Below are 11341 nucleotides of genomic sequence, written 5' to 3' on the forward strand. Positions count from 1 at the left end.
CCGCTGAACCAAAAACCCCAGCTCAGAAAGATTCTGAGCTGGGGTCCAGTGGAGCCGCCTAAGGGAATCGAACCCTTGACCTACGCATTACGAGTTGTCCGATCTTGTTTCGCTGGTGTCCGGGTACGTCTGTGCCCCCCGCTGTCGCGGCCGGCCAAGTGGGTTGCCGGATGTAAGCGGACGCCGGTGAACCAGCCCGGAAGGTGGGGCGATCGAGACCACAAGTGAGACCGCGTATGCCCTCCCAGCGCGGTCGTCGTGGGCCCGCTGTCAGTGGGACCTGCTGGAATGGTTCCCGGAACCACGTGGGAGGTGCGGTGACCGACGAACGCGCCTTGCGATCATCAGCATTTGCTCGACCAGCCCGCACTCAACACGTTCCCCGAAACGCCCGGCGACGTGAAAGCCACTCTGCGATACTGTTTCTACGCACAAGGCCCTATGCACCGCCTGAAATTTGGAGAAAATTTGCCTGAGAAAAGTCATGACGTGGCGAAGGGCAGCAAACAATCATCCCCAAGGGGTATATTCAATTGCGAAGACGCTTATAGGACGCCGACGCGCGAGGACTATAGTCATCTATTCACGTCCGGAATGATCGCGCTAGACACCAATGTGTTACTCAATCTGTATCGCAGCAACGAGCACACTAGGCGGGATACGTTCTCGGCACTGAGGAAGCTTCGTGAACGCTTGTGGATACCGCACCAGGTTTTGTCTGAGTTTTGGCGCAATCGCGATCTTCCATCCGTACGAGGGCACCATAACAGCAAAGCAAAAGAAACCCGCGCAGCGCTGGACAAGGCAAATCGCAGTGTGAGCGATGCATTAGATCGCTGGCTCAGGGATGTGCATCTGGCTAACGATGCGAACGCTAAGGAGCACCTAGCACGTAGCAAGAAAGCGATTGAACGAACCCTGAATGAGGTCAAAGCCTACATACAGAAACAGGCGGAGGAAGATGCCTTAAAGGGCGATTCCACAACTCAGTCGGATCCTGTGCTGACGGAACTCGACGAATTATTGCGTGGGCGCATCGGTGAGCCCTACCTGAAATCGGCGCTCTCGGCTGCAATATTGGAGGCCGAAAAGCGCGCAGAGAAGCAAGTTCCTCCAGGTTACGAAGACTTCAAAGAGAAGCCAGTAGAGAAAGCTGCTGGCGATTACTTAATGTGGTCTCAGATTCTCGAAGAGGCAGAGCGTCGACGGAGTGACGTGCTCCTGGTGACGGGTGACGTGAAGTCAGACTGGTGGATTCCCAGCACACCCTACGCCCCGGCCCGCCCTCGCACGGAATTGACAGTTGAGCTGCGAAATAGGGCGGATGTTCAATTGTTCATGGTTACCCCAAGTCAGCTACTTGCACTCGCCAATGAAGTATTCAACTTGCGAGTAGACCTTCGGTCGGTGAGTGATCTTGAAAGGTCGGAGCAGGCTCGGGATAGGTCTAGAGGCTACAGCGACGGCGTCGAGATAGCGCTGCGCCAACTGTTCCCTGAAGCTGAAGTTCTCAATCTGGATGAGCAGCTCACTAGGGGGGCGCGCGTGCCCATGCCAGATATGGCACTCAAGTTGCGGGGTGTGAATATCGGCATTGAGGTTCGACATTACATCAAAAATCTTGATGCTGACGATCTGCGGCACCTGAAGAAGATAGTTGAAGCACACGAACTGCAAGCGATTCTTGTGATTTCACATTCCCCTCTGACTGCTACGGCTGTCCAATATTTGATGGACCTAGAAAGAGAGTCGGATGTGAGAACAAAATGGGTGAGGATAAGTAAGGGGTATATCGAGGATGGCGTGGCCCGCAACATGCTCACCGCAGCAATTAGCGAGCTATTCGATGAGGCATCCTGACTGAAAGTTAATGGCTGAGATCAGTCTATGGGTGGTGAACGTGCCTGAACCCCCACGGATGAGAGTGCTGCCACCCCAGGACGCTGCGCCGACAGATTTACAGTCCGCCGCGGAAAGTGCCTCTGACCTGCTGTTCTCCGGCGTCGCCCGGCGCCTGCCCCACACCTGCCCCACCGCGGGTCATCGGGGCATGAACCCGGGCTTCTCCCGCGCCAGCGCGTCGAGCCGGGCGAGGTAGTCTTGCGCGGCAGACTCGGAGCTGTACCGGCGCCGCATCTCGGCGGCCAGTTCGCGACTGGTCATGATGAGCGACGGCACAGATTGACGCTCCCCGTCGAGGGCCCGTTCCCCCATCGCCAACGCCTGTTCCAAGTCGCCTTCACGTGCTGCCGTGACTCCGAGCGTGACGCGAGCCTCTGCATTGCGCATGGGTGACCGCTCATGGCCATCGAAGTCAGTTCCCGCCCTCAGAACTTCCTCGGCCAGCGTGCGGGCAATCTTGTCTTCGCCGACCAGCCGATAGCAGTCCATAGAGTAGTAATCGAATTTCGATGGGTCCACCACGAAGTGGTTGTCCAGGTTTTCGGGGTGCGGCATTCCTTCGAGCATTCGCCGCCCCTTGTCGAGGGCGACCTCAACCTGTCGTCTGTCTCCGAGTCGAGCCCACGCCTTAGCTTCCTGAGCGGCAAGCTGAACCGCCACGCTGTGGTGTGGTGCCGCCTCAGCTCCCGCTTGGGCGGCGGCGACAACGCCGCGATAGTCGCCGGTCGTGAGGGCAAACCACGCTCGCATTTCGTGCGCCCATCCGGCGACCTCTGCGTTGTCAGCTTCGTTAGCGAGGGATAGGGCGGCGCCTCGCGTCGCTTCGGCGGCGTGACGATTCCCCGTGTCGTATTCGACACAGCCGACAAGTAGCGCGAGCCAACCTGACAGCGCCAACACTTCACGGTGTTGAGCAAGTGTCAGGCTCTTCTTGTGGAGTTCGACAACACGGCGTAGCCACTGCCGTCCTTCGATCAGCAATTGCTCGCTCGGCATGTACGGATATTCGGAGCTGAGCCGGTCGGCAGTGATCCTCAGAGCGTCGAGCGTGGCATTGTCGACATCAGACTTTCCCAACCGGCTCACGATTTCCAGTGTTTCCATGCCGGTCACGGCCAGGATCTCGCTGTTTCCATCGCGGCGTGAGGGCGCGGGGAAAACGGCGTGCGTCACCGTGCCGAATGTGGCTGCGATGATCGGTTGGTAGAAGTCGTTCGGCATCTGGCCCGACTCCCATCGCTTCCACTGGCGAATCATGCTGTCTTCCGCGGGGAGCTCCGATGGAGCGTGCGCCCGCAGAGCCCTGACGGCGTCCCGCTGAGACCAGTCACGCGCTGCCCGCTCCGCGGCGATACGCCGCGCCCACGCGGGCCTGTCGTCGGTCATGCGCCCTCCTCTGAGTGCCTTCCCCGAGTGTCCCCCGCCGGCCGGGGTGACAGGGAAGGGGACAGGGGGGTGTCACCGGACATGTCCCTACCTCCGCTTCGCCGCCCCCTGGATGTCACTTACTTCACAACTCCCGTTCCTCGCATGCTGGTTGCAGATCACGAACCACCCGAAGCGGAGCCCTCTTCGAGTGCAGCGACCCGTTCGGTCAACGCCTGAACCTGGGAGCGGATTTCCTTGATCTCGTCACGTACGTCGCTGGTGGGCACCCCGTCGCCGACGAAGTTGCCGAGGTTCCCGGCCGAGACGATCGCGCCTTCGGCCCGGAGCGCGGCTAGCCCGTTCTGGATGGTCTGGCTCGCGAACCCGAAGCGCTCCATCAGCTCCCGCTGTGAGGGGAGCTTGTCGCCGGGCTTCATGCTCTTGATGTCTTCGCGGAGCGCGTCCGCGACCTGCACCGCCTTCGGGGTGGGTCCTCCTGTGACAGCCATGCTCTGAGGGTACCCACCACAGCGAACTAGTGCGCATCACCGCATGGGGGTTGTGCACCACAGCGGACTAGTGCAAGCTAGTTAACAGTCGGGTCGAACCCGAGGTCCTTGTCAACTGAACAGACGCACCCGGAGCCATGACGCGCAGGCGCCTCCGAGCAAGAGATCTGCGGAGGGGTGCCATACAGGTGGCGTCCTCTGGTCACCCGGGATCAGGCAACAGCGACAAGCCGTAGGCCCTGCCTGTGCGACTCGTACGCACCTTTTCCCATGCCGCCCCTCACGGGACGGACATGTGATCCACGCGTACAGGTGAGACAAGGGCAAAGATCGCAGGCCCCGTCTGCCCCACTCGAAAAGACGGACCGCGTGGCCGATGGCCACGCCCGCGCAGTCTTCTTCCCTGCGATCTGCGGGAGGTCGGTGTGAACCGACGACTATCAGGGCGCCGCCGATACGGACCGGCCGGCGGCGCCGCACACATCACGGTCCGCCCCTGGCCCCGCGCGCATACCGCGGCGGGCCGGCTGCCTCTCCCGTCTGGTCCGCGCGGCTCACTCTGTGAGGCGTGCGGAGGGGCGGGGGTGCGGGGAGTCGGAATCAACCACGGGAGCTCCCATGCTCGACGTTCCTTACGCACAGCAGCGCATCTTGGTCCGTGCAGCTCGCCGGGAGGATCGGCGGGTGTCGAGCTACAACGCCGATGCCCTGATGAGCCTGTACGCGGCCGACCTGGTGTCGCAGGACGCGCTCACCCCCTCAGGGCTCGCGCTGGCCCGCCGCCTGCTGGCAGCGGAACCGACCTTGCGCTGAAGAACAGCACGCACCATCGCCCCGGCATCCACGCCGTGAGGGCGCGGGCTCGAATCCCGCCCGGGGCACCCCTTCCCCGCTCAACGCAAGCCGGAGGTCGGCACCACTGCCGGCCGCCTTCTCAACCTCTACGGCGGGCGCCCCCGGAGTTGCAGCTCCGGGGGCGCTGTTCGGGCCGTACCCATCTGCTAGGGAGAACACGACCCATGAACCATGTTGTCACTGTTCAGGATGCTGTTACCGCGTTCGAGCCGTGGGTTGAGCCCACGGACGCGGAGCTGGACGCCATCGAGCAGGAGATGCCCGAGATCCTCGCGGGTATCGACCTGATCGAGGCGCAGATCATCGCCCTTGACCGTCCGCCGAACGAGCTGGACAACCAGCGCAGCCGCCGGGCCCGGAACCGGGCGCTGGCCCTCCGCTGCACGCTGGCCAACCGCCGCACCACCGGCACGTCGGGCGGTGCGGCATGAACGAGGGCCTGACGCTGGACGGTCTGGCCGTGCCGCTGCGGGTCCTGCGGCTGCTGAGGGTGGACTTCGGGCACCTTCCCGCCCCTGACGTGCAGGTCTCCCCGATCTACCCGAACCGGTTGCAGTTGACGTTCCACAACGGCCTGTCCGACTTCGAGTCGTGGCGTGAGGCCCTGGCGGTCGCTGCGGAAGCCGTTGCCTACCGTGAGCAGAGCGACGGCCGTACGCGCGTGCTGCGGGCGTACGGCGACTACGCGGGAGCCGAGGTGGAGCTGACCGGCTACGGCGACGTACACGCCCCGGCGCGGGTGGGGAGCGCAGCATGAGCACTCTCCTTCCTGCCACCGCCGCGGCGATGCCGATGCTGACCGGCTGGACGGCCCACACGCTGTGGCTGTGCCGCCGCTTACGGCAGGCCCGCCGCGACCCCCTGACCGGTCTGGACACCCGCGCCGTCTTCGAGCGGCGCGCCGGGCGTCTGCTGCGTCGCGGGCTGTGCGCGGTGCTGGTTGTCGACCTGGACGGCTTCAAGGTCGTCAACGACCGCTACGGCCACGCTGCGGGTGATGAGGTCATCCGGGATGTGGCCGCGAGCCTGAACGACGCACTCGACGGCAACGCGCTCGACGGTAACCGCGGTGGGATCGCTGCCCGGTTGGGCGGGGATGAGTTCGCCGTCGTCGTGCCGCTGCGGTCCGAGATCGGCCTTCCCTGGCTGCTGCGCGGCCTGCACAGCGAGATCACCGCCCCCCTGCTGGTCGACGGGCGGGAGCTGACCGTGGGCGCGTCCATCGGCGCGTGCTGGACCGGCGACGCCCCCGAGCTGGACCTGTCGGCCGCGCTGCGGCGGGCCGATGAGGCGATGTACATCACCAAGCGCGACGGCGGCGGCTGGCTTACCGCCGCGCCTGACGCGCCCGCGCTGGCCACGGTCAACGGCCGCCGCGTCGGCCGCGACGGGGCCCATCTGACACCGAAGGGAGGCGCGGCATGAACTTCTCCACGATGAGCCCGGGGCAGATCCGGTCGGCTGAGCGCACGCTGTCGGTGGGCACGTGGGGCATCACGTTGGGCGCGATGCTGTTCTCCGTTCTGACCGTGACTCCGCTGGTGCGCGGTGTCGCCCCCGCGGGGTGGGAGTGGACCGCGCCGATTCTGCCGCTGGTTGTCGACGCGGCCGTGGTGATCGTGGTGCGGCTGGACTCGACGGTTGCGCGGTTGGGCGGGACGGCCGGCAGGTGGCCGGCGGTCCTGCGCTGGCTGACCGGGATCATGACTCTCGCCCTGAACGTCGGGCATTCCGCTTTGAAGGGCGATGCGGTCGGGGTGGCCGTTCACGCGGTCGCGCCCACGCTGCTCATCGTCACCGCCGAAGCCGGGCTTGCCTACCGCCGCGCGATCTCCGCCGCGCTTGAACGCATCGACCGTGAACAGCGTGAACAGCGCGAGCGTGAACGCATCGAACGCGAGCAATATGAACAGGCTGCCCGGCAGGAGCGTGAACAGCGCCAGGCCGATGCGGACCGGCGCGAGCGCGAAGCCCGCGAGCATGAGGCGCGGTTGGAGCAGCAGCGTGCGGAGCGGGAGGCTGCGGAGCGGCGCGAGCAACGCGAGCACGAGGCGCGGCTGCACCGTGAGGAGATAGAACGCCAGGAACGCGAGCGCCAGGAACAGCGCGCCTACGAACTGGCCCGTGAGGAACGTGAACGGGTCGAGCGGGAGCGCCGTGAACAGGTGGAGCGCGAGCAGCGTGAACACCGCGAACGGCAGGTTCGTGAACACGCTGAGGCTGCCGGGCGTGAACGCCTCACCAAGCCGTCCGGGACGCCCAGGCGCAAGCCGGTGAACACGATCGCGCTGGCGAAGATGAACGAGCCCGACGCGGTTGAGGCTGTGCGCGCCGGTGCCGCTGCCGGGCATTCCGTTCGGCAGATCGCGCAGCACACCGGGTGGTCCGTGGGCTGGGTCAGCGCCCGTCTGCAAGAGGCCCGTGACGGACGGCTGGTGTCCTGATGTCCGTCGCGTTCGCGGACTGCTACGACCCGGCCGGCGAGCGGTTCGGCATCCCGACCTTCCCGTGGGAGCTGGCGCCGGAGGGCTACGCCACCCGGCGCCAGCTCCGCGCCCGCGGGCTGCGGCCCGGCGGGCAGGACATCGCCGCTCAGCTCATCCGCCCGCGCAAGAAGCGCGGCCCGCTGGTCGCCTACCTCTACCGCTGGGAGCTGGCCAAGCCGGTTCGGCCGATGACCCCCCGCAAGCGGGCCGCGCTCGCCTTGGCGATGCGCGCCCGCCGCACCTGCCCGGCCTGCGCACGGGACGCCGGCTACTGCATCCCGCGCACCCTCGGCATGTGCGTGACCTGCGCCTACCCCGAACCCTCGCACCCCGCCTGAACACCCCAACCAGGTAAGGAGATCAGCAGTGTCCACGCAGACCGAGCAGACCGCTTCCCGGGCTGAACCGGCGCAGGGCTCTCATCACTGGGTCATCACGCTGGAGATTCCGGGACGGCTGACGAGTACCTACGGCGGTACCTACACCCCGCCGCCGGGGGCGACGCGTAGCGACGTGTACCAGGCCATCCGCGGCGACATCACTCGGCAGAAGCCGGAGTTGGCGCGGGCCAACGTCATGTTCTTCGCCCTGGAGTCGAACCGACTTTGACCTGCACGATCCGATACCCGGGCCCGGCCGCCGAACCTTCCACAGCACGCGGCCGGGCCCTTCGACTCCGTGAAGGAGTGAGAACCATCGTGACTCAGACGACCCCGATCGCGCCCGCCCCGGGCGCAACTTCGCCGCCCCCGCCGCAGCGCGGGCAGCCGACGCCCGGCCGGGAGCCGGCGGCGCACACCCGCGGCGGTATCCCTGCGGTGCCGCTGGCGGTCACGACCGGCAACACCATGGTCGGACTCGCCTCCGCCGCCTCCCTGGCCGCCGGACCCATCGCGGCTGCTGCTGCTCTGGGTGGGGCGGCGCTGACCGGCGCGGTCGCCGCCCACATGCGCCAGCACAACACCCGCCAACGCCCCCGACGCACCAACAACAGCTCCGCAGGCGGCACCAGTCGCAGGAACCCTCGCCGGTCGGCAAGCTCTGCTGGCGGCGGGTGGGGTTCGGGGCGGGGCCGGGCGGGCGGCCGACGCTCCCGCCGGGCTGGCGGGCGGGCCGGGGGCGGGATGGTGCCGCGGCAGACTCGCCGCACCGCGTCTGCGGGGACGACCGGCAGGGGGAGCACCGGGGCGGGGAGGAAGAACCGTTCCACGTCCGCCGGGGCGGGGAGCGGTGCGGCTGGCGGTCTGGGTGGTTCGCGGCGGCGCACGCGGTGGCCCATTGGCCGCAAGAACCGCTCCGGCAGCACGTCGCGGGCGGATGGTTCGCGAGGGAGGCTGTCCGCGCTGCGCGGCGCGCGTAGCGACCGGCGTTCGACCGCTCCGTCGCGCAGCGCGCGGCGTCGCTCGGACACGGCGGCCCGCCGCCGCCTGGCCGACGCCCGCCGCACCACGAACGGCGGCCGGACCTTCCGCTCACCTGCTGCTACCCGCTCGAACAAGGCCGGAGGTCACCGGCGTCCGGGCCGGGCGCGTGGCGCTCTGGCGGGGGCGCGTGCCGGGTGGCGGGCGCAGCGCGACCGCGCCGCGGCCGGACGCGTGGAGCGCGCCCGGCAGGCCCGCCGCCGAGCGGTCGCCCGGCGCGCGATGCGCTCGAAGCTGCGGCGCTCGCGCCTGCGGTACTGGGGACGCGGCGCCCTTGCTCTGGCGCTGGTCGCGCCGGTCGGACTGCTCGGGATGCTCACCACACCCATCGGGCGGCGGTTGGGCTGGTCGGGGCTGATGTATCCGGGTCGGCGGCTGTGGTGGCGGCTGATGGGCCGCGCCCGCGCCGACCGCGACGAACGTGACCGCGCCGCCTGGCAGGACTTCGAAGACCGCCAGCACGCCGACCCCGACGACGGAGGGCGGCGGCTGCTGGATCGGGTGCCGCGGGCACCGCGCAATCACACCGCACTGGACTGGGCCGATCTGACCAAGGGAGACGAGATGTCCAACACCAGCACGCCGGGGTTCCTGTTCGACGCTTCGGCATCCGAGATGGAGGAGGCGGCGGGCGCGTACGAGCCGGACGGGGCGATGCACGTGATCAGCACCCTGGCCGGGATGCCCGCGGCGCTGACCAGCATCAGCAACACGTTCAAGATCCTGGCGGAGAAGTCCGATGAGGAGTTCCCGCTGGACAAGCTCGTGGGCGAGGGGCTGGAGGAGGTCTACCGGCACCTTAAGCGCGCTGTGGACGCCGCGGAGGAGGTCGCGCAGACCGCGCAGCAGGTTCACGAGCACGACATCCGCCGCCACGAGGAGCCCCGCATCGGCGAGGCCATGTGGGACACCACCAACAACCAGGACGACTGAACCCCCAGGCCACTGCCCCCACTTCGGGCAGGTGCCGACAGCAGGGCCGAACCCGCGGCACGTGCGGGTTCGGCCCTGCTGTTTCCCGCGTGAAGGAGATGCGGATGAGTGAGCACGGACTGAACCTCTCCAGCACCCGCGGCAACCACCCCGCCGCCCCCGGTGCGCAACCCGTCAAGGAGTCGGCGCCGCGGCGGCGGCGTTCGGGTAAGGACAAGCCGGGCGGCAGGCTGCCGCTGGACTGGTCCGTCCCCCACGGCCCCGTCAGCGGTGCCGTCTCGGCAACGACCGGTGCCGGGGCGGTCGCGCTGCTGGGTGCGGCCACGAGCATGCCGCCGGGCTGGCCCATGGCCATCGGCGCGGCCGGTGCGATCGGGCACGGTATCGGGGTGAGCGTGCGGCGGAAGCTGACCGGCCGCACCCTGGTCACCCGCTGCGCCTCCTGGCTGCTGGCCGGCGGCTGGACCACCTGGGCCGTGGCCACGGGCCCGCTTCAGTGGGCCGCGGCCGGATCCCTGGCCGCTCTCGGGGTCGGCGTCGGCGCCATGGCGAGCAACGCGGCGGTGCACGAGGAAGCCGCCGAAGAGCAGCGCATGTCCGCGGAAGCCAAGGAGCTGTACCGGGAGCTGAACGCCGACCGCCTCGCGCTCGCTTCGGAGTGGGAAGAGCGCATCCACCGCGTCTCGGGTGTGCGGGTGAGCGTGTTCGCCGTGGAGATGTGGGCGACCGGCGCCGGCTTCAGCCTCGCCGCGGAACTTCCCGCAGGCGGGGCGGTGTGGACGCAGATCCAGAACCAGGCCAAGGGCCTGGCCGCGGATGCACGGCTGCCGCTGGGCTGCGCCATCCACGTGGAGGAAGGCGACCGGCAGGGCCGCGTGGTGCTCGACATCGCCACGGACAACGTCATCGACCGCACCTACACCTACCCGACCGACTACGCCCCGCTGTCCCTGCTGACCGGGATCCCGTGGGGGCTGCTGCCCAACTCCGACCCGGTGCAGGTGTTCCTGCGGGAAGCGTGCGCGCTGATCCTGGGCCCGCCCGGATCCGGCAAGTCCACCTTCGTAGACGTGGTGCTGGCGGGCTTCGCCCGCTGCACCGACGTACTGACCTGGGTCATCGACTTCAAAGCCGGCGCCAGCGCGCGGCCCTGGGTCCGCCCGGCACTGGAAGCCGCCGGGAAGATGCTCCCGCCCGCGGGGCGGCCCGCGGCTCCGGCCGGGACGCGGCCGGCGGTGGACTGGGTGGCCTCCACCCCCAAGGAAGCACAGCGCATGCTGCGCGCCGCGCTGGCCATCAACGCGGCACGCCAGCACGCCTATCAGGACCTGATGGACGCGCAGGACACCACGCTCCTGCCCATCTCTCCGAGCCTGCCGCAGATCATGATCGTGGTGGACGAGGGTGCGGAACTGCTGTCCGCGCCGTCGTTCCGGGACCCGGTGATGAAGGACGTGCAGGCCAACGTCAAGAAGATCATGCGCACAACCCGGGCCATGGGTCTGCGGCTGGTGCTGACCGCGGTGGACGGCAACACCTCCGCTCTGGGTAACACCGAGGTCCGCAAGTTCTCCCCGGTCGGTGTCGCGCTCACCTCCGGGGAGTCGGCGGGCAACAACGCGGCGAAGTTGTTCACCAGGGTCAAGGCCGACGCCAGCCAGTTGAAGGCCAAGGGCGCGGGCATCATCGGCGCCGCCGGCGCGGACGGCTTCGCCCCGACCCCGTTCAAGGGCTGGAAGACCGCCCCCAGCATGGCCCGCGAAGCCACCCTGGCCACCAGCGACCGCCACCCGCTCCTCGACGCCGCATCCGCGGACGCCGCCGGGGAGGACTACGCCGACCGCTGGAACGACGACCGCGCCGGATG

At 67.9% G+C, this 11341-nt stretch carries 12 protein-coding genes; 10 read left to right on the forward strand and 2 right to left on the reverse strand.

The features are described 5' to 3' along the window. Positions 1 to 351: 351 nt before the first annotated feature. On the forward strand, positions 352 to 1860 hold the full coding sequence (locus tag ACFYVJ_RS34625) for a PIN-like domain-containing protein (protein WP_388900454.1): 1509 nt from the start codon (positions 352 to 354) through the stop codon (positions 1858 to 1860). 180 nt (positions 1861 to 2040) lie between these two features. On the opposite strand, the gene ACFYVJ_RS34630 is transcribed toward ACFYVJ_RS34625, so the two are convergent. Both ACFYVJ_RS34630 and ACFYVJ_RS34635 read right to left on the reverse strand, forming a co-directional pair. Further along, on the reverse strand, positions 2041 to 3288 hold the full coding sequence (locus ACFYVJ_RS34630) for an XRE family transcriptional regulator (RefSeq protein WP_388900457.1): 1248 nt from the start codon (positions 3286 to 3288) through the stop codon (positions 2041 to 2043). A gap of 158 nt (positions 3289 to 3446) precedes the next feature. Next, on the reverse strand, positions 3447 to 3779 hold the full coding sequence (locus tag ACFYVJ_RS34635) for a GntR family transcriptional regulator (protein ID WP_388900459.1): 333 nt from the start codon (positions 3777 to 3779) through the stop codon (positions 3447 to 3449). Positions 3780 to 4397: 618 nt separating this feature from the next. Between ACFYVJ_RS34635 and ACFYVJ_RS34640 the strand changes: the two genes are divergently transcribed. From ACFYVJ_RS34640 to ACFYVJ_RS34680, 9 genes are all read left to right on the forward strand, one after another. After that, positions 4398 to 4592, forward strand: a complete 195-nt coding sequence (locus tag ACFYVJ_RS34640) for a hypothetical protein (RefSeq protein WP_388900462.1) — start codon at positions 4398 to 4400, stop codon at positions 4590 to 4592. Between the two features lie 206 nt (positions 4593 to 4798). Then, on the forward strand, positions 4799 to 5065 hold the full coding sequence (locus ACFYVJ_RS34645; protein WP_388900464.1) for a DUF6284 family protein: 267 nt from the start codon (positions 4799 to 4801) through the stop codon (positions 5063 to 5065). After that, the gene (locus tag ACFYVJ_RS34650) at positions 5062 to 5391 is read left to right on the forward strand and encodes a hypothetical protein (protein WP_388900467.1); all 330 of its coding nucleotides are present in this window, start codon (positions 5062 to 5064) and stop codon (positions 5389 to 5391) included. The genes ACFYVJ_RS34645 and ACFYVJ_RS34650 overlap by 4 nt, the downstream gene beginning before the upstream one ends. Then, a complete protein-coding gene (locus ACFYVJ_RS34655; RefSeq protein ID WP_388900470.1) occupies positions 5388 to 6059 on the forward strand; it encodes a GGDEF domain-containing protein in 672 nt (223 codons plus the stop codon). The genes ACFYVJ_RS34650 and ACFYVJ_RS34655 overlap by 4 nt, the downstream gene beginning before the upstream one ends. Then, complete coding sequence (locus tag ACFYVJ_RS34660) at positions 6056 to 7078, forward strand: DUF2637 domain-containing protein (RefSeq protein ID WP_388900473.1); 1023 nt, start codon at positions 6056 to 6058, stop codon at positions 7076 to 7078. Before ACFYVJ_RS34655 ends, ACFYVJ_RS34660 begins: the two co-directional genes overlap by 4 nt. Further along, positions 7078 to 7458, forward strand: coding sequence for an RRQRL motif-containing zinc-binding protein (locus ACFYVJ_RS34665; protein WP_388900476.1), 381 nt, complete (start codon positions 7078 to 7080; stop codon positions 7456 to 7458). Before ACFYVJ_RS34660 ends, ACFYVJ_RS34665 begins: the two co-directional genes overlap by 1 nt. Before the next feature lie 28 nt (positions 7459 to 7486). Then, positions 7487 to 7729, forward strand: coding sequence for a hypothetical protein (locus ACFYVJ_RS34670; protein ID WP_388900479.1), 243 nt, complete (start codon positions 7487 to 7489; stop codon positions 7727 to 7729). A gap of 1124 nt (positions 7730 to 8853) precedes the next feature. Continuing rightward, positions 8854 to 9474: a hypothetical protein gene (locus ACFYVJ_RS34675; protein ID WP_388900482.1), complete on the forward strand. Its 621-nt coding sequence runs from the start codon at positions 8854 to 8856 to the stop codon at positions 9472 to 9474. 104 nt (positions 9475 to 9578) lie between these two features. Further along, positions 9579 to 11341 (forward strand): hypothetical protein (locus tag ACFYVJ_RS34680; RefSeq protein WP_388900484.1); only part of this gene is annotated, 1763 nt, incomplete at its 3' end.

It is taken from the genome of Streptomyces sp. NPDC004134 (assembly GCF_042874195.1).
Lineage (GTDB): Bacteria > Actinomycetota > Actinomycetes > Streptomycetales > Streptomycetaceae > Streptomyces.